Annotated in this window: 14 protein-coding genes; 5 read left to right on the forward strand and 9 right to left on the reverse strand. The window is 45.2% G+C overall.

Annotated features, from left to right (window positions below):
* The 5 genes from hrpA to NL645_RS18220 all read left to right on the forward strand — a co-directional run bounded on the left by hrpA (position 1) and on the right by NL645_RS18220 (position 7,828).
* Positions 1-3,987 carry an ATP-dependent RNA helicase HrpA gene (hrpA, locus tag NL645_RS18200; protein WP_253652163.1) on the forward strand — a complete coding sequence of 1,329 codons (3,987 nt, stop codon included), beginning with the start codon at positions 1-3 and terminating at the stop codon, positions 3,985-3,987.
* 182 nt (positions 3,988-4,169) lie between these two features.
* Entirely contained in the window at positions 4,170-4,649 is a 480-nt protein-coding gene (locus NL645_RS18205; protein ID WP_005394221.1) for an outer membrane beta-barrel protein, read from the forward strand.
* Between the two features lie 199 nt (positions 4,650-4,848).
* Entirely contained in the window at positions 4,849-5,364 is a 516-nt protein-coding gene (locus NL645_RS18210; RefSeq protein ID WP_253652164.1) for a porin family protein, read from the forward strand.
* Between the two features lie 372 nt (positions 5,365-5,736).
* Complete coding sequence (locus NL645_RS18215) at positions 5,737-7,317, forward strand: BCCT family transporter (RefSeq protein WP_005394224.1); 1,581 nt, start codon at positions 5,737-5,739, stop codon at positions 7,315-7,317.
* Positions 7,318-7,438: 121 nt separating this feature from the next.
* Positions 7,439-7,828: an ATP-binding protein gene (locus NL645_RS18220; RefSeq protein ID WP_253652165.1), complete on the forward strand. Its 390-nt coding sequence runs from the start codon at positions 7,439-7,441 to the stop codon at positions 7,826-7,828.
* 19 nt (positions 7,829-7,847) lie between these two features.
* Here NL645_RS18220 and NL645_RS18225 read toward each other — a convergent pair whose 3' ends face one another.
* The 9 genes from NL645_RS18225 to NL645_RS18265 all read right to left on the reverse strand — a co-directional run bounded on the left by NL645_RS18225 (position 7,848) and on the right by NL645_RS18265 (position 18,838).
* Positions 7,848-8,486: a sugar transferase gene (locus NL645_RS18225; RefSeq protein ID WP_005394228.1), complete on the reverse strand. Its 639-nt coding sequence runs from the start codon at positions 8,484-8,486 to the stop codon at positions 7,848-7,850.
* Between the two features lie 10 nt (positions 8,487-8,496).
* A complete protein-coding gene (locus NL645_RS18230; RefSeq protein ID WP_006742949.1) occupies positions 8,497-9,684 on the reverse strand; it encodes a glycosyltransferase family 2 protein in 1,188 nt (395 codons plus the stop codon).
* A complete protein-coding gene (locus NL645_RS18235; protein WP_253652166.1) occupies positions 9,677-10,795 on the reverse strand; it encodes a glycosyltransferase in 1,119 nt (372 codons plus the stop codon). The genes NL645_RS18230 and NL645_RS18235 overlap by 8 nt, the downstream gene beginning before the upstream one ends.
* Before the next feature lie 220 nt (positions 10,796-11,015).
* Positions 11,016-12,449 carry a chain-length determining protein gene (locus tag NL645_RS18240; protein WP_253652167.1) on the reverse strand — a complete coding sequence of 478 codons (1,434 nt, stop codon included), beginning with the start codon at positions 12,447-12,449 and terminating at the stop codon, positions 11,016-11,018.
* Positions 12,446-13,570: a glycosyltransferase gene (locus NL645_RS18245; RefSeq protein WP_253652168.1), complete on the reverse strand. Its 1,125-nt coding sequence runs from the start codon at positions 13,568-13,570 to the stop codon at positions 12,446-12,448. The genes NL645_RS18240 and NL645_RS18245 overlap by 4 nt, the downstream gene beginning before the upstream one ends.
* Positions 13,571-13,685: 115 nt before the next feature.
* A complete protein-coding gene (locus NL645_RS18250) occupies positions 13,686-15,050 on the reverse strand; it encodes an O-antigen ligase family protein (protein WP_006742945.1) in 1,365 nt (454 codons plus the stop codon).
* Positions 15,047-16,477, reverse strand: a complete 1,431-nt coding sequence (locus tag NL645_RS18255; RefSeq protein WP_048626366.1) for a lipopolysaccharide biosynthesis protein — start codon at positions 16,475-16,477, stop codon at positions 15,047-15,049. Before NL645_RS18255 ends, NL645_RS18250 begins: the two co-directional genes overlap by 4 nt.
* A complete protein-coding gene (locus NL645_RS18260; RefSeq protein WP_253652169.1) occupies positions 16,470-17,642 on the reverse strand; it encodes a glycosyltransferase family 4 protein in 1,173 nt (390 codons plus the stop codon). Before NL645_RS18260 ends, NL645_RS18255 begins: the two co-directional genes overlap by 8 nt.
* 11 nt (positions 17,643-17,653) lie before the next feature.
* On the reverse strand, positions 17,654-18,838 hold the full coding sequence (locus tag NL645_RS18265; RefSeq protein ID WP_046875248.1) for a glycosyltransferase: 1,185 nt from the start codon (positions 18,836-18,838) through the stop codon (positions 17,654-17,656).
* Positions 18,839-18,895: the final 57 nt, after the last annotated feature.

Here is an 18,895-nt window from a genome sequence, read left to right on the forward strand (position 1 = left end):
TTGACTTCGTCACAGCCCCCAAAAAAGAATCCCGCTGAAGAGCAAGCGACACCGTCAAATGGTGTGCAAAAGGCGACAGCGAAACAAGATAAAGCACCTCAGGCTCAAGTGAATAGCGCGGCGTCTCTACGCAAAGCGTTAAGCCAGTGCATGATGCGTGACCGCTTCCGTTTAAGTAAACGCATTTCTGGTGCGAGCAAAATTAAGAAAGATGCAGCACGTAATGCTGTGTTTGATGAAATTGCACTCGACATTGCTAAATCGATGATGGTTGCGGAACAACGCAGCAACTACAAACCAACGATTGAATACCCAGAAATTCTGCCCGTCAGCCAAAAGCGTGACGACATCGCTAAAGCTATTGAAGAAAACCAAGTGGTTATCGTCGCGGGTGAAACCGGTTCTGGTAAAACCACTCAGCTGCCAAAAATCTGCGCTGAGCTTGGTCGCGGTAAGTTCGGTCTGATTGGTCATACTCAGCCTCGTCGTCTTGCAGCGCGTTCGGTTGCTAACCGTATTGCCGAAGAGATGGAAACTAAGCTTGGTGAGTTTGTTGGTTACAAGGTTCGATTCAACGATCAGATCTCTGAAAATACCCAAATCAAATTGATGACGGACGGTATCTTGTTGGCTGAAATTCAGCATGACCGTTTCTTGAATCAATACGACACCATTATTATCGATGAAGCGCACGAGCGCAGCCTTAACATCGATTTCATCTTGGGTTACTTGAAAGAGTTGCTACCACGCCGTCCTGATTTGAAAGTAATTATCACGTCGGCAACCATCGACCCAGAGCGTTTTTCAAAACACTTCAACAATGCACCAATTATTGAAGTGTCAGGTCGTACTTACCCAGTAGAAACCCGTTACCGCCCACTAAGCGGTGATGACGACAATGATCGTGACCAACTTGAAGGCATCTTCGAAGCGGTAGACGAATTGTGCGATGAAGGTTTAGGTGACATCCTGATCTTCATGAACGGTGAGCGTGAAATTCGTGATACCGCAGATGCATTGTCCAAACGTAATCTGAAGAGCACGGAAATTGTGCCGCTTTACGCGCGTTTGTCGGCGGGCGAGCAGAACAAGATTTTCCAACCTCATGCTGGTCGCCGAATTGTACTGGCAACCAACGTGGCAGAAACCTCGCTAACCGTTCCGGGCATCAAGTATGTTATCGACCCGGGCACGGCGCGCATTAGCCGCTACAGTTACCGAACTAAGGTTCAGCGTCTTCCAATTGAGCCAGTTTCTCAGGCGAGTGCGAACCAACGTAAAGGTCGTTGTGGTCGTGTGGAAGAGGGTATCTGTATCCGTCTGTACTCAGAGGAAGATTTTGAGTCGCGCCCAGAGTTTACCGATCCCGAGATCCTGCGTACCAACCTAGCATCGGTTATCTTACAGATGACCGCACTTGGCTTGGGCGACATTCAAGCCTTCCCATTTGTGGAAGCGCCGGACAAACGTAACATCCAAGATGGTGTTCGTTTGCTGGAAGAGCTTGGCGCGATTAATTCTGAGGTAAAAGACCCGAAAAAACGCCTGACTTCCATCGGTCGCCAATTAGCTCGTTTGCCAATCGACCCACGCTTGGCGCGTATGGTTTTGGAAGCGCCAAAATATGGTGCGCTTAAAGAAGTGATGAGCATTGCAGCGGCCTTGTCGATTCAAGATCCACGCGAGCGTCCTTCAGACAAACAACAATCATCAGATGATAAGCACCGTCGTTTCTTCCATGAAGAGTCGGACTTCCTGACGTTTGTGAATTTGTGGGAATATATCCAAAAGCAGCAAAAAGCGTTGTCTAGCAACCAGTTCCGCAAGCAGTGTAAGCAAGATTATTTGAACTACTTGCGCGTTCGCGAGTGGCAAGACGTTTACTTCCAAATTCATCAGTCGATGCGTGAAATGGAATTCAAACTTAACGATGAGCCTGCTTCTTACCATGGTGTACACAGTGCGATCTTGGTTGGTTTGCTGTCGCACATCGGTATGAAAGACCAAGAAAAGAATGAATATCAAGGCGCGCGCAACGCTCGTTTCCATATCTTCCCAGCATCGGGTCTATTTAAGAAACAACCTAAGTGGATAATGTCAGCCGAGTTGGTGGAAACCTCGAAACTTTGGGGCCGTATCATTGCCAAGATTCAGCCGGAGTGGATTGAGCCATTAGCCAAACACCTTATCAAGCGCAGTTACAGCGAACCGCATTGGTCGAAGAAACGCGCGGCGGTGATGGCGCACGAAAAAGTCATGCTTTACGGCGTGCCAATCGTACCGAAACGTTTGGTGAACTACGGCAGTATCGATCCGACCGTTAGCCGCGAAATCTTTATTCGTAGTGCGCTGGTGGAAGGCGAGTGGGAAACCAAACACGCGTTCTTTAAACAAAACCGTAAGCTTCTGCAAGAAGTGGAAGAGCTTGAACACAAATCTCGTCGTCGTGATATCTTGGTGGATGATGATGAGCTGTTTGATTTCTATGACCAACGTGTTGGTACCGAAGTAGTGTCTGGTAAACATTTCGATACGTGGTGGAAAAAAGCATCGAAAGAAGATCCTGAACTGCTGAACTTTGAAAAAGAGATGCTGTTCAAGGGTGATGCTAGCCATGTGACCGATTTGGATTACCCGAACTTCTGGCATCAAAATGGTTTGAAGCTCAAGTTGAGTTACCAATTTGAACCGGGCGATGATAGTGACGGTGTCACAGTGCATTTGCCGTTGCCGATTTTAAACCAAGTTGAGCCAGCGGGCTTTGACTGGCAGATCCCTGGTCTGCGTCATGAGCTTATTGTTAGTTTGATTAAATCGCTGCCGAAGACGATTCGTAAGAACTTTGTGCCTGCGCCGAACTATGCAGATGCATTCTTAGCACGTGTAACACCAATGGAAGCACCGCTGCTAGACTCGCTAGAAAAAGAACTGCGCCGTATGACGGGTGTAGAAGTATTGCGTGAAGACTGGAACTTGGAACAGGTGCCTGAGCACTTGAAAGTCACGTTCCGAGCGGTTGATCATCGAAATCGCAAACTGAAGGAACATAAAGACCTTCACGAATTGAAAGAGAGCTTGAAAGACAAAGTTCAAGAAACGCTTTCCAAAGTGGCAGATGACGATATTGAGCAGAAAGGTCTGCATACGTGGAGCTTCGGTGAATTGCCGAAAGTGTATCAACAAAAACGTGGTGGCTACGATGTAAAAGCCTATCCAGCACTTGTTGATAGCAAAGACAGCGTTGAAATCAAACTCTACGAAACGGAGTACGAGCAGATAACGGCAATGCGTGCTGGTCAGCGTCGTTTGATTTTGTTGAATGTGCCGTCTCCAATTAAATATCTGCACGCTAACTTACCGAACAAATCGAAGTTGGGTTTGTATTTTAACCCTTACGGCAAAGTGCTTGATCTGATTGATGACTGTATCGCCTGTGGTGTCGATAAGCTTATTGAAGAGCAGGGTGGCTTAGTTTGGGAGCCAGAGAAGTTCGAAGCGTTGAAAGAACACGTTCGTGCTGAACTGGGTGATACCGTCGTAGAGATCGCGAAACAGGTTGAGACTATTCTGACAACGGCGTTCAGCATCAATAAGAAGCTAAAAGGCAAAATCGACTTCACAATGGCGTTTGCTCTGTCGGATATCAAAGCACAAATTGAAGGCTTGATCTTCAAAGGTTTTGCGACGGAATGTGGCTGGAAACGCTTGCCGGATATTCTTCGCTACATGCGTGCGATAGAGCGTCGTATGGAGAAGTTGCCAATCGATCCAAACAAAGATCGTTTACACATGCTGAAGATTGAATCTGTGACTCAAGACTATAAAGAGTTGCTGAACAAGATCCCGAAAGGTGTGGCCATTCCTGAAAACGTAAAGGAAGTGCGTTGGATGATTGAAGAGCTTCGCGTGAGTTACTTTGCTCAACAATTAGGCACTCCTTATCCTGTTTCTGATAAACGAGTCAAAAACGCGATTGATGCTTGCTAATCAACCAGTAAAATAGCGTCAGATTTGTAATTATCGCGTATGAGGTTACTGGTACACTAATTGCTAGTAACTCAATAAGCGTAATTTTTTAGTTCTGGGAGGCAATGGTTCGCCTCCCTTTATTTGTAGTACCAACGACTGAGTTATGCAGACGTGGGAATAATAAAGAGTAAAGGTAGATGATGAAAAAAACTCTATTAGCAGTGGCGCTACTTGGCGCATCTTCTGCGGCAATGGCAGATTCTTGGATTTACGGTGGTGCAACAGTAGGTCAGTCTGACTACAAAGGTGAGACGGATACATCATACTCTGTTCACGTTGGTACAGGCATCCTACCTATCATTGGTATTGAAGCAGGTGTGACGCAACACGGTGAATTTAACGTAAATGGTCAAGACACTAAGCTAACGTCTTACTACGCAGCACTTAAGCCAAGCATCGACTTTGGTCCACTGCATGTGTATGCAAAAGGTGGTTTCCACCAGTGGGACAAAGAAGTGAAAGGCGGCAAAGACGATGACGATTTGGATCTAATGTACGGTGTAGGTGCTGAGTACTTCATTTTTGGTCCGATGTCTGTTGGTGCTAGCTACATGAACTACACGGCGGGTAAAGACGATATCGGCACGTTCTCTGTTAACGCAACACTGCATTTCCTATAAGCGTCTAGCTTTCTAACACCCATATGAAAAACACCGACTTTATGTCGGTGTTTTTTTGTCTGGAAGTCACAAAACAAAAGTTGAACATAAATTATTCACTTTTGGATCTTAAAATGCTCATGCTTTCCAATATATAGTGGCGATTAAATGCGCATATTTGCGTAATGTTTCGCTTAGGAATCGCTCAGGAAGGGATAGTATGAAAAAAACACTCTCGTTATTAGCTCTAACGTTGTGCTCAACATCAGCAATGGCTGACTCATGGATTTACGCTGGCGGTCAAATTGGTCAATCTGATATCGATAGCGAAAACGATACAACCTACGGTATTCATGTAGGTACTGGTATTTTGCCATTCATTGGCATTGAGGCAGGTTACTTTAACCACGGCAAAGTGGATTTATCACTGAGTGGCAGCAGGGGTAGTGCTGATTTTGATTCATTCTATTTAGCAGCGAAACCAAGCATCGACTTTGGGCCGCTTCATGTCTATGCCAAAGGTGGCATCAATGCATTCAATATTGATTATGACGGCGGACTGAGAAATTTAGATAAAGATGATGGTGTCTCCTACATGTATGGTGTCGGTGCCGAATACTTCTTGCTCGATAATGTTTCTATTGGGGCAAGCTATCAAGCGTTTGGCGTGGATATTGACAGCGATAGTGACACCGTGAGCAGTGTGACGGGGAATATTACCTTCCATTTCCTATAATACTCAGTCTATATGAAAACTTTACTGACTTGGTTTCATCGCTAGCTTAGAAACCAAGTCAGTGTTACTTATCTCAATTTACGCGTCCATCAATGATAAAGCCACAGAGCGCAAGTATTTCCAGTCCTTTTCGAACGATCAAATTACGATAGAATCAATCGTTAGACCTCATAATTTTTGTGTTGATATTACTTTGTTCTCATCTGCCTTTAACTGAGCCAAAAATGCAATAAATGGCGATTTTTTGCAAAAATATGTGATTACTGCTAAACTTCGCCCCGCTTTAAAACTTTAGAGTTCAAATTAATGGAGGGCGGTATTGGAGTTCTTCTCACCTGAGGGGCGTTTCAAATTCACGTTAAATTTGTATTTATGGATAATGCATTTAAAAAATATAGTATCGACACAACAGACTATCAGGTTGGACAGGACAACGTTCAAAAGTGGGGATTCGACATACATAACCCCGTTTTTGGCATCAGTGCGGGTCTCGTTGTTTTCTGTCTAATTTCACTTCTTCTTGTTGAGCCAACCACTGCTCGTGATGTATTAAACGGTCTGAAAAACGGAATTATCGAACAGTTTGATGCGTTCTTTATGTGGTCGACAAACTTCTTCTTATTATTCGCTGTTGCTCTTCTTTTTTCTCCGCTGGGTAAAATCCGCTTAGGTGGCAAAGAAGCAACGCCGGATCACTCAACCGTTTCTTGGTTGTCGATGCTCTTTGCTGCTGGTATGGGTATTGGCCTTCTGTTCTGGAGTGTGGCGGAGCCGACCGCGTACTTCACTGATTGGTGGGGAATGCCACTGAACGCAGTGCCATACACAGAAGAAGCGAAATCTCTCGCGATGGGTGCCACCATGTTCCACTGGGGTGTGCATGGTTGGAGTATTTACGCACTCGTTGCACTAGCACTTGCGTTTTTTGCTTTTAACAAAGGTTTACCGCTTTCATTGCGCGCGGCGTTTTATCCAATTTTTGGTGACCGAGCATGGGGTTGGTTAGGGCATGTTATCGACATTCTTGCCGTTTTATCCACGCTGTTTGGTCTTGCAACGTCGCTGGGTCTCGGTGCTCAGCAGGCGACCAGTGGTATTAACCATGTCTTTGGTCTAGAAGGCGGCATTGGTACACAAATGATTGTGATCACCTTTGTTACCTTTATCGCGGTGCTATCAGTAATTCGTGGTATTGATGGTGGTGTTAAGCTACTGAGTAACGTCAATATGGTGGTTGCGTTTGCCCTGCTTATTTTCATTACCTTTATAACGTTTGATACGGCGTGGGGTTCGCTACGCGACACAACAATGGCTTACATTGAAAATATTATTCCGTTGAGCAACCCCCACGGTCGTGAAGATGAAACTTGGATGCACGGCTGGACGGTATTCTACTGGGCTTGGTGGGTATCTTGGTCACCGTTTGTTGGTATGTTTATCGCGCGTGTGTCTAAAGGTCGTACGGTTCGAGAATTCCTGTTCGCAGTGATCGTTATTCCTACTGTCGTTACCTTGATTTGGATGTCTGTATTCGGTGGTATCGCGCTTGACCAAGTGGTGAATAAAGTCGGTGAGCTAGGTGCAAATGGTCTAACTGATATTTCACTGACTCTGTTCCATGTTTACGATGCGCTACCGTATAGCTCAGTGATTTCAATGCTTTCTATCGTGCTGATTCTGGTGTTCTTTATTACATCATCAGACTCTGGCTCACTGGTTATCGATAGTATCACTGCGGGTGGTAAGATTGATGCACCAATTCCACAGCGTATTTTCTGGGCTTGTATTGAAGGTGCAATTGCAGCCGTTATGCTTTGGGTTGGTGGCAAAGAAGCCTTGCAAGCATTGCAGTCCGGTGTGGTTGCAACGGGATTACCGTTTACCTTTGTTCTGTTGTTGATGTGTGTAAGCTTGGTTAAAGGGTTAAGAACCGAACTGTCAGCTTACAAATAAACACTATCCACTATTGAATTTAAATGCCGAGCCTAATGCGTTCGGCATTTTTTATTTCTACTTTTCTTTTTCAATAATTCCGTTACAGTTTGGGCTTATTCCCACCTCATTTAACAGCATTATGTCACTGGCGAAACTCATTCTTATTCGTGGACTTCCAGGTTCAGGTAAAACAACCTTAGCAAAGCAACTGGCGATAGAGCTTGGTGCTAAGCATTTTGAAGCTGACATGTATTTTGAAAATGATGAAGGTGATTATCACTTTAACCCAACTGAATTAACCCAAGCGCACGAATGGTGTTTTCAGCAAACTCGAGAGTGGTTGAACAAAGGGAAAGTCGTGATTGTGAGTAATACGTTTGTTCGGCACTGGGAGATGAAGCGTTACTTGGACTACTGCGTGAAGAAGCGCATTGAGGTGGAAGTTAAGGTGTGTCGCGGAGCGTATCAAAGCATTCATGATGTACCACCAGCGACCATCGAAAAGATGCGACGCCAGTGGCAAGAGTGACCGTTACCAGAACCAGGGGTTACTGACCTCGTCCGTCAATCATCACAACGAATGTTTTGCTCATGATTGAAAGGTCCATTGAAATCCAAGAGTAGAACGAACCTAAGCTTAGTGCGTAACTGTGGTCAAAACCAACTTTACGTCGTACATCTTCAATGCAAGCATCATAGCCTTGGTTAACTTGCGCTAGGCCCGTAATTCCCGGTAATACGCCATATGTGCGTTCTACAAAATAAGGGATTTCATCTTCCAACTTTTGGTAGAAAGCAGGGCGCTCTGGACGTGGCCCGATCATCGACATTTCACCTCTCAACACATTAAACAGCTGTGGTAACTCATCTAAACGCGTCTTACGTAAAAAACGTCCTACTGGTGTGATTCGAGGATCATTCTCGGTTGCCCAAACTGCACCGGAGCGTTGCTCCGCATCAATATACATGGTGCGAAACTTCATGATCTGAAAAAGATCCATTTTTTCTGGTGTACAGCGCCCAACACGCAGTTGACGATAGATCACTGGGCCTTTGGATGTGATTTTTATAGCTAGCGCGATAAATGGGAATAGTGGTGCAGTGACGAGCAAAATAAACATTGCAACCAGTACATCAAACGTTCTTTTCGCGTGGCATACATTTGAATCGTAGCGTGAGTTTTTCATGATGCTTTCCTTATTGGTTGACGCGTTTCCAACGCCCATTTTCCATTCCTAGCAAATACTTCATACCGCCGATGAAATTGGCGAGATGACCAATGACGATGTAGCTAATCAGTTTAAAAGGCTTGACTGTGTTAAGTGCAGGCACCAAGTAAGTGACAAGTGCGATACCATAAACACAGGCTTGAGCGAGCAGCATTATTTGAAACAGCGGGTTGTGTGCCAGTAGCAGTGAACAAACCAAGCAAACAATCATCAAATAGGGTGTTGCTAAGCGCAGAACCTTTCCCGATAGAAATGCAAAGGCAGTGCCACGATAGCGAGGTAGCAGTAATTTCTTTAATTGCATGAGCTGCTGCATGTTACCCGCTGAAATTCTTAGGCGTCGCTTGAAGTCTGCGTCGTCTGAGCTTTGTTCGAGTTCAAGAGCCAGCATGTTAGGTTCGTAGATAGCGTTATAGCCTCGCAAAACGATTCTCATAGGGAGAATAAAATCGTCATTGATGGTGCTGACTTCAAGTGGTTCAAATAGGTGGGTTCTGAATGTATAAAACGCACCGTGAGAACCAATCGTTGAACCTAGCAAGGATTCTTGGTGCTTCACTCGAGACTGGTATTGCCAGTACGCTGCTTCACCTTGGTTATCGGTACTCATTATTTGATATGTCGCGTTAACCACTCCAACCTTCTCATTTTGATAATGCTGACTAGCTAGCAACAGAGAATCGCAAGAAATCAATGCCGATGTATCACTCAGTGCGGTAATGTCCGAGCTAACATGACGCATTTCTTCGTTGAGTAGGGCAACTTTACCGCGATTGACTTGGTGGTCATTAATGATGAACAGTGTATCGGAGCAGATTGCTTCTTGAATCGTCGCTTGAGCAATCTCGGCTGTGTTATCTGTGCAGCCATCACATGCGATCACCACTTTCAATTTATCTCTTGGGTAATCTAAGCTCGCAAGGTTGCGGATCTTTTCTGCTATCCATTGTTCTTCATTGTAGGCGGGCACGATGACAGTAATAGATGGTAACTGACTGTCTGTTTGAGAGGCTTTGTAAGCTCGCTCTACAAATGGTGCTGTGGTTTTTTGCTGTTTTAAAGGAAGCCATTTAAGTAGCAATGGATAACCAACATGATGATAGACAATCAAAAATGCGGATAAACCAAAACCTGTAATCCAAAGTAAATCATTCATAGCTAGCCTCCTTGGCCAAACGTGAGTAGCGACTCACCATGTCTCTGATATCAAAATGTTTGAGAATAAAAGTTCGAGGAGAACCATGGGTTGATTTCAATTGCAGCGACAAAGCTTCCGCCAAAGAGAATACTCGGTTGGCTTCAACCAATGTGCTGTTAATCGGGCAGAGCGTCTCTTTCACGCCACCAACATCGGTTGCGACACAAGGAATGTCACATGCTTGAGCTTCTAGTGTTGAGAGGGGGAAACCCTCTTGAAGCGACGGTAAACAAAATAAATCGAGGCTTTGGTAAAAGCTGGGCATATCGTCGACCAAGCCTAAAAAGGTAACGCGATCCTCAAGTTTTAACGTTCTAACTTGTGCTTCCAATTGAGCTCTCTGAGAACCATCTCCAGCAATGGCTAGGTGTGTGTTTGGCGTAAGATGAGAGAAGGCTTCGATAAGCTCTTTATGGCCTTTAACTGCTTCTAAACGTCCAGCCACTCCAATCACGGTTTTGTTGGCTGGAAGCCCAAACAAGTTTCTCTTGGTTGCTTGATTACCGCTTTGAAATTTCTGGCAATCGATTCCATTGTGAATGATGCAGACTTTGCGGTAATTCAGTTTTGTCTGGATTTGTTCGGCGACAAAGTTCGCATCGGCAACCACATGTGGACGAATCATTTTTAGCAGTAGGGACTGCAGTCGAGCTGACTTTCTGTTATTCAGATGCCAGGCGTCGTGCTCAGTATGGATAATTACTGGCACCTGCGCTAAGCGTGCCGCAATCCCACCATATAAGAGTGGACCGATATGGTGAGTGTGGACCACATCAGGCTTAAGTCCTTTGAGCATGGAAGTCAGCGTACTGATGGTTGTCCCGCTGAATCCAGGTTTCTTATTGAGAAAGTGCAGTTGGCCTTGGTAGGCCGAGAGTTTTGACCAGCATTGCAGTGCTTGCGCTTTGCTTCCCTCTAAACTTACGACAAACACGGAATGATTCGGTTGCGCAAAACGAAGCATCTCTAATACGAGCGTTTCCAAACCGCCAGGAGCTAAGTGCTGCACGACGTGTAATATCACTTTTTTATTGCGTTGAGTGCTATTTTGTTTTTGTCTGAATTCCATTCTCAAACCCTCGTTGAGTTCTTTGTTTATTTAGGAATTGCAGACTGCGTGCCAATAAATTAAGTGTTTAAAAACATGGGGTTAATGGAAATGCATATGAGGGGCGATGTTTATTCTCAATTTGAGATTCATATTAGTGGAAATCTTACACGGAGTTAGAATAAGCACAAAAAAAAAAGCACTCGCTGAACGAGTGCTTGTAATGGAGTGTTAACGGCTGTTAGCTTCCGTATACCACTTTAGGTAGAGTGGTGATCACAGGAACGCCAAGGTGCTTTTCTAATGCTCTTTTAGAGCGGATAGAGTTATCGGCTAACTCAAGTATCGTCGCTAATCCAATGCCCAAACCCGCGCCACCGATAAACCCTAAAATGACAAACACAAAACTAGGTAAGTTAGACGGAATGGTTGGTGTGAAAGGTTCATCAATGATTTTCACGCGTTTATTCTCTTCAAATACGCCAAGTGAACCAGTTAATTGAGCCATTTCATAACGCTCCACAAGGTCATCATACATTTCTCTTTTTACCGCTACATCACGAGCTAGGCGGTTGATTTCTGTTGCTGTGCTACCAAATCGATGCGCATTACTTTCTAACTCTTGAATCATTGTTCGTAAGCTATTTGTTTCTTCTGTGAGGGCTTCAAAGCGTCCGCGCATAATTTGCAGTTGGTGAAGCTGAGAGACCAGAAGAGGCTGAGCTTCTCCAAGACTGTTTACGGTGGTATTGCTTGCGATATCCCAAAGTTGGGCGCTGTTTAATTCCGGTTGTTTAGAGTTCAATAGTACTGAGCGCTCTTGCTCCAAGCGGTTTAACTCTCGTAGCTTGCCTTGAACCATGCTATGCGCCTCAGTGTACTTGGCGCGAAGCAAAGTGAGCTCACTACGAATGTCGATGATTTGTTCTTCAAGCTTACCGATAACCGGGTTGGTTTTAGAAAGCTGTTGGTCCAAACTACCTAGGCTTCGGGTAACACCAGCAAGCTCCGCTTCTTTTTCTGCCAAGGTTTGTTTAAGGCTTGCCAGACGAGTCAGGCTTTGTGCTTGCATTTCAGGCGTCGCGTGAGAGTAAGTATTCTTGTATTCCGCGAACGCTTGCTCTGCTTTATCCAGCTCTTCTCTGCGTTTATTAATATGGATGGTTAAAAAGTGACTTGACTCTTTAATTGAAGATCGTTCAGGAGCTAAAAGCTGTTCGACAAAATGTTCGCTGACGGAGAGTAACATCGACTCCATGCCATTCGGTTTGCCACTTCGTAGTTGGATTTGAATGAAGTCCTTACCGAGCTGCTGAACAGACAAACGCGACGCGAGATCTTTAATGATGAACTCTTGCTCTTTGGCACTCATTTCGTCACTAATCAGCGCTTGTTCTTTGGCAACTGAGTACAAAACATGTCGGCTTTTTAGCAAGGTACTGAGTGCGCTCAATCGATCTTTCAGCATGGTTGAGACGGCAAGATCTTGAAGGAATGGGTTCATTTTCGCTGTCTCTTGGATAAGCATACTTGTATGAGCGACATAAGTCGTCGGAACCAGTTTACTTACGATGAAACCCAGCACAGGCAATACAAGCATAGGAATAACGATCATGTAGCGACGTTTCCAAGCACCATGTAACAGTACGCTGAGGTTTTCTCTTAAATCGTTCATAGCGCCCTCACTAATTTATCAACTTGGTTGGCTCTTGCTTCCCAGCTTTGCTGTTGAACAAATGACTTTGAATCTGTCGGTGGCGGTAGGAGGTGATCGAGACTGGCACGCACGTCTTCGACATCTTGAACCACATGGAGCATATGTTTGTAGGGCATTAATGCGGGAAAGGGTGTGCTGATAACAGGGGTTCCTGTTGCCAAGTACTCAAGAAGTTTAAGCGGATTACATGCCTTGATTTGAGCGTTATCAACAAAGGGCAACCAACTGGCATCCCAGTGTTGAGAGTAACGTGGCAGAGTGTGATGCGCTCTCGGGCCTAGGTAGTATATGTTGCTTCTTTGTGGAAGTGGATTGTCACTGAACTCGTTGGGGCCGATGAACACGAGATCCCAGTCAGGCGCTTGATCTGCGACTTGGGCAATTAAGTCGCAGTCTAACCATTCAGACAAACTGCCATAAAAGCCCAGCACTTTGCGACCATTATTAGGTAAATCTTCAGCCTTAGGTGCTGGCTCAGAAAACAGACTAAAGTCGACACCGTGAGGCAAAGTGACGGTTTTACCAGATGGAAATTGAGTGGCGAGTTTGTCACTTGCTGTAAAAATCACATCAGCCGCGTTAACCAGTGTACGTTCATGCTTGGCAACCGTGTCGTGGTCAACACCAGCTAAAGCGCTAAAGTCATCGCCACAATAGTAAATTAGCCCACGTGAATTCATTTCCGCACAAACATCTGCGGCCGTCGGGAGCGATGTCCAAAATATAGGCTTATCAAAACCAAGAGCGTGTAACTGTTTATTGAGCTGGTATTTCATCATCTTAGCCGCTACTTTTCTTGCCAGCGCAGAACTTGGAGCAGGAATAGTGAGTAGGTTAATGGTGTGAATATTTGGGTTTATTTCAGACTCTAACGTTGGCTTATGCGATCCAGCGTTATTAAACACACGAGCGAGCTTGTTTAACGCACGTTGCATGTCTTTAGCAGTCAGCCTAGGTTGACGCAGACCAATTGAGTTAACCCAAAGGATGCGGTGGCTCGTTGCTAGTCGTTTGACAATGTGTTGAGTGGAGGAGGGTAGCCCGCCAAAATCTTCTCCAAATACTACGATATCTGTCATGTGGCTCTCCTTGAGTCTTCGTTATTTGATTACTAATCTAGAGAGTAATCACAATACGTGCCAAGGATTTACTTCTTATAAAACAGGTAATTGGACTTTCTGTTGGTATTTGAAATTAGGGTTTCTCATTTTGACAATCACTTTGAACGATTCGGCTAACGACAACCGTTAATGCTGCCAGAATGTAAATTGGCCAAGTGAAACCTTGAGTGAGGAAAGTACCTGATACGATGGTCCCGATAAGCCCACTTAAGACTGCGTTTGCTCCAACAGAGAGGGTGTAATCTGATGTTGGCGTCAGTAGTGAAATAGAATGCAAAGAGGTTCGAATCAATGACACAATCAATGTAATGAACACGGCGAGTCCAACAAACCCCGTTTCTGCTAATACGCCAAACCAAGTACTGTGTACGGCGTGATTGATGCCATCCCAGTGAGGGCTATAGAAATAGTAATTGAAGTAGAAATTATCAAGCCCAACCCCAGTTAACGGATGGTGGAGAGCCATTTTAAATGCGGCTTCCCACGCGTAAAGTCGTCCCATCGCAGAGGCATCTATACCATCCTCGGCTGCGCCACCAGATTCTCGCCCTGAGATACCAGCAAATGCGTAGAGTACGATGGCTGCGACGGCGCCTAGTACTAAGACTAACGTTTTGCTTTTGATATGCTTAAAGGCAAAGTACGCAAATACCGATAGAGAGCCTAACAAGCCCCCGCGGCTTTGTGTCTCAATAATCGCAAAAAACAATACCAAACAGGTAACAAGTGCGAAGAGCCGGAGATGCTTAGGTGAACGTTTCTCCATCAACTGACTAACGGTAAAGGCGAGGGGAAACATTAATACCAGCGCCAAGTCGTTCGGATCGCCGAGTACTGAACCTATGGAGCGTCCAATCGATACGCGCGTCCCTTCCACTAAATCAATGCCATTCGCTGCGTTTTGTAATGCGACTAAACCAATCAACAATCCGGCGAAAATTATCGCTTTCGACATTTGTGCTAACTGAGCAGGCTTGGTAATAAGCCAGGTGATCGCCAATGTCATAATGATGATTTTCCAATAGGTATTTTTGAAAACTGTAATGGCAATGTCACGACTGGAGGCGAAGACGATGCCGATGATCACCAGCCCCCAAAATATGCACAACCATTTTAATGAAGGGTGCCAAAAAGCCGTAAGCTGGCGACTTATCAAAAGGTGGAAAGCAAGTGCGGCCAGTGCCCCCAATGATAGTAGCAATGGGATCTTAAAGTTATAGATAACGGGAAACGCTTCATGAATACGAAAGAATGAAAAAATAACGAACAGCGTGACAAGCCAAAACGTTTGGTTGAGAACGAACAGTAAAGCCAGCGGGGCGAAACATAGTGCGACAATCAAAATAGGGTGAGGCATAACAATCCAAAGCAGGCCGATACAGACGGTAATCGTCAGCGCTGCGATGGACTGTTTTCTTCTCACCTTGGTTTCAGTCATAACGAGTATCTCTTCACCTGTCCACGCCATTTCACCATGTATCGAGTGAGCGCATTTAGCGTCTCTTTACTCATATAGCGAGTGGCTATCCCTGCCAGCAAAGTGCATGTCAAAATGCAAATTGCGATGGCGATGCCTATTGATTGTGAAGAGTGAAGCAGGAACAGTGCCACACCGGAGATAATCTGCAATAAAACCATCAGACTTAGGTGAAAAGGCAACGGCATGCATTGTTGGCCTACCACATAAGTAAGGCCAAGCTTACACAGTTGAGCGTAATAAAGCGCAATGAAAACTCCATAGATACCCAGGGACGATAGGCCAAACAGCAAAGCAATTGCAACGCATGCTGAGACGACATTAATACCCAGTAACCAGCGAGTACGACGCTTGTACAAAATGGAAATATTAATGAGCTCGCTCCACTCTTTTAGCATAGCGATAGGCAGTAAGAACAAGCTGAACAGTACCGCCTCATGATAGGTTTCTGGTAACAGGTAAGTGATCATCACCATTGCTAATGTGCCGACTGCAACACTTAAACCGGTAATGTAAATCATGCCTAGATGAGTGATGCGCACAGCTTCTGTACTCTTACGACCTTCTAGGTAATTAAATCGACGTGGCATCCACCACATGCCAAATGGCTGAACTAAAATACACATGCCAACCGCAAATTTTACGGCTATTGCGTAAATCCCTAAGGTCGCAAGTGAGGCGTTCGCGCCGATGAACCAGCGTTCAGCGCCATTGAGACAAAACGCAACCAATCCAGCCATCATCATTGGAAGACAGTAATTTAGGTATTGTTTCGCCACTGTCAGATTTGGCAGAGTCATGCTGTAGCGGTTAATGATGTGCAGCCAGACAAACTGAGTAATAGCAGCCAACAAGCCACCCCATAAAACAGAAATAACATGTGGGTGAACAGACAGCGCCGTGATGATGAAAATAACCTGAAAAACAGTGGTAGTCACCATGACGTTAAGTAGGGTTCTTGCTTTGTCGTCCTGTGTTCTCAACCAAGCTGTGCCGATTGCGATACTGCCTTCTAGAACGATAGCAAACATAACAATAGCAAACTCGACTCGCGTAAAAGGAGCAGGAATAGGCGCGAGCATAATGATAGCGAGTAGGCATAAAGCCACTATGCCAGCGATGAATAAAGCAAGTGAGTACAGCTGGTTTAGTAGGCTTGTGCGCGTATTTTGATCCTTCTCAACCCCGACGAATCGATACAGCGCTTCATGCAAAGCGAAACTGACGAATAAGGTTGTGACAACGCCAAAGGTGGTAAGCAGTTCAAGCTTGCCCATTTGTTCTGGTGAGAGAAAGTGGGGCAATACAGGCAGCATGATTAAGCTGATGCTTTTGTTTATCACTAACGCGATAGCGAACAGCGACATATTGGTCATTGCTTTAGACATGGTCATATCCTTTGATGTATCGCGGTGTTTTGAGTTTACAATCGCCATTCGGTGCGGATTCTGCTGCAAGGTGCTGAGCGATTGGCAGATAACAACGTTCGGCCGTATAAAGTTGAGAAACGTTGAGTGCTTCGATACCCATTGTCACTTTCATCCATGGAGACTCATTCAAAAGGCGAATTGCGTTATGTAACGACGCCACATTGTTTGGTGTGTACTTGATGCAATTGCGGCCGTGCGTTAATACGCGATCCCAGTAGCTATCATCATGTGGGATGACGATGCACATGCCTGCTGCGAGAGCTTCTAAAATGGATAACCCAAAAGGTTCGTTAACACTGGTGGAAACAAACACACCACACTGAGAGCGTAGGTCATCTAGGTTATCTGGGCACTCATGCCATTCAACACCTTTTGTGGTGAAGTCTGGTGTTGAATATTCCACACCTGCCACACTTGGTTTGATGTAACACACGGTAGATTTGATCTCTTTTGTCTTATCAAGTGTTAAAGCATCAAGAAAAAGATCGATGTTCTTCCATTTTAGTAAGCTGGCCGCCCAGAAGACGCGGTTTGAAATCGGATTTGCTTGTTTTGGCCAGCGGTCTCTCGATAGTCCGTTAACAAACGTAGAAGCATTCAAACCACACCAATAGCGTTCAGTGGCTGGCTTCTCGGTTTTGAGGTAAACCTGTAAGGCCTCTAGCATCGATTCTCGGGTGTTTGCCAAGTAATAAATTGCGGATGCTTTTACCAAGCAGTAGCCGGAAGATCTTGAACGACCAATTGGACCATGAACCATTTGTACCACAGGCTTTTTGCTGATTAATCTTAGTAAGTACAAAGGCATATCATTACTTGGGCAAGATAAACCTAAAAAGCTATCTATCTTTGGTAGTTTCATGCACGCAAAAATCAGTTGGATAAAGTAATACGCGTTCATTAACCAGTAAGTGAGGCCATGAGTGGAGCTCAGTGGTGATGGTTTGATTTTGATAATCTGCACACGAGGCGTATCGCTAAGTAGTGACTCCCAATGCTCTGGATTCGTGGTCAGCAGATAACCAATTACGTTCAGTTTATCGCACTGTTTGAGGAGTTCTGCATTCGCAATTTTAGAACCACCTTGCATTGGGATTGCGTCGAACATTAATACACGTTTCATGACTGGCCTCCTCAATTGATGCTCAACCAGCGTGAAAGAGGCTTCATGCAGTGAGTCATTGGCATTGGTGTAATACTGTTGTTCTCAAGCTCACCTTCATAAATACGTTCAATGGCGCTTATGGATGCTGCAGTCGTGAGGTTTTGGCTAGCATGAAGATAGGCGTTTTCAGCTAGCTTGTTTCTTAGCGCTGCATCTTGCATGACTTGTTGGATAGCGTTTAATAAGCCTGCCATTCCGCGATTCTGGTACAGTAGCGCAGAGTGATTATGCTCGAACAACTCAGGGATGCCTCCTGTTTTAGGAGCCACGATAGGCAGCTGAGCTAAAGCCGCTTCCCCGAGCACGAGACCAAAGGCCTCTTCATAGGCGCCGCTAATAAAAGCGTCTGCATTCCCAGACATCCATGCACCAGCATTGCTTTTTTCCCCGACAAAGTGGACTCTGTCTTGGATACCGAGATCCGAAGCAAGTTGTTGCAATGTTTCTCTTTCCTCGCCATCGCCAACGATAACAAGATGAGGATTATCGTGATGGTAATTGTGCATGCGCATAGCGCGAATAAGGCGGTCGAATCCTTTTCTTTTAATCAACGAACCTACCGAGAGAAAGGTAAACGCTTGTGGAGGTATTCCGAGGTGAGCCTTGATATCAATGGGCGTATCAGAGTCTTGAAGCGATACACCGTTGTGCACAACATAAAGCTGGTCTTCTGGGTAACCGTCCTGAATAATTTCACGACCGACATCTTTACTAACGCAAATCAATTTTGGGGAGAGGTGTAGCCCAAGAGAGAAGCGATCTCGCAATGTATAGTGACAATGAAGTTGGGTGACAAGTGGGATGTGATTCATGCGTGCAGCCAAACACATCCATTGACAAGGGCCACCGCTATTAACGTGTACCAAGTCGATATTGTGTTTTTCGATCAGTGCTGAGCCTTGTTTGATAAGGCTATTCCATCCGCTAATATCCCAGCGAGGCGCACTCCAGCCACCAACGAGATTGAAAACAGAATGTTCCGCTTCAATTCCGAGCGATTGACACTTATCGATTAGTGGCTGGCAGTTTGACCACACGAATGGCTCAAACTTATCACGGTCAATCCCTGAGATGAGATCCAGAAGTACCACTTCACTGCCGCGAATCCAGTTATCACCATAATGAACATATAGAATGCGTTTTGGAGTAGTCATAAGTCACCTCTGTCTCATCATTAACTTGTGTTAACTGCTGAGTTGCAACAGAGATGC

The organism is Vibrio sp. Y51_MX_L26, from assembly GCF_024181935.1.
Lineage (GTDB): Bacteria > Pseudomonadota > Gammaproteobacteria > Enterobacterales > Vibrionaceae > Vibrio > Vibrio diabolicus.

What these genes read in the sequence shown, in the direction of transcription:
- NL645_RS18265 (WP_046875248.1), bottom strand. Translation starts at nt 18,838, where the DNA reads ATGACTACTCCAAAACGCATTCTATATGTTCATTATGGTGATAACTGG.
- NL645_RS18230 (WP_006742949.1), bottom strand. Translation starts at nt 9,684, where the DNA reads ATGAATGATTTACTTTGGATTACAGGTTTTGGTTTATCCGCATTTTTG.
- NL645_RS18225 (WP_005394228.1), bottom strand. Translation starts at nt 8,486, where the DNA reads ATGAAAAACTCACGCTACGATTCAAATGTATGCCACGCGAAAAGAACG.
- NL645_RS18235 (WP_253652166.1), bottom strand. Translation starts at nt 10,795, where the DNA reads ATGGAATTCAGACAAAAACAAAATAGCACTCAACGCAATAAAAAAGTG.
- NL645_RS18210 (WP_253652164.1), top strand. Translation starts at nt 4,849, where the DNA reads ATGAAAAAAACACTCTCGTTATTAGCTCTAACGTTGTGCTCAACATCA.
- NL645_RS18215 (WP_005394224.1), top strand. Translation starts at nt 5,737, where the DNA reads ATGGATAATGCATTTAAAAAATATAGTATCGACACAACAGACTATCAG.
- NL645_RS18220 (WP_253652165.1), top strand. Translation starts at nt 7,439, where the DNA reads ATGTCACTGGCGAAACTCATTCTTATTCGTGGACTTCCAGGTTCAGGT.
- NL645_RS18205 (WP_005394221.1), top strand. Translation starts at nt 4,170, where the DNA reads ATGAAAAAAACTCTATTAGCAGTGGCGCTACTTGGCGCATCTTCTGCG.
- NL645_RS18255 (WP_048626366.1), bottom strand. Translation starts at nt 16,477, where the DNA reads ATGTCTAAAGCAATGACCAATATGTCGCTGTTCGCTATCGCGTTAGTG.
- NL645_RS18250 (WP_006742945.1), bottom strand. Translation starts at nt 15,050, where the DNA reads ATGACTGAAACCAAGGTGAGAAGAAAACAGTCCATCGCAGCGCTGACG.
- NL645_RS18240 (WP_253652167.1), bottom strand. Translation starts at nt 12,449, where the DNA reads ATGAACGATTTAAGAGAAAACCTCAGCGTACTGTTACATGGTGCTTGG.
- NL645_RS18245 (WP_253652168.1), bottom strand. Translation starts at nt 13,570, where the DNA reads ATGACAGATATCGTAGTATTTGGAGAAGATTTTGGCGGGCTACCCTCC.
- NL645_RS18260 (WP_253652169.1), bottom strand. Translation starts at nt 17,642, where the DNA reads ATGAAACGTGTATTAATGTTCGACGCAATCCCAATGCAAGGTGGTTCT.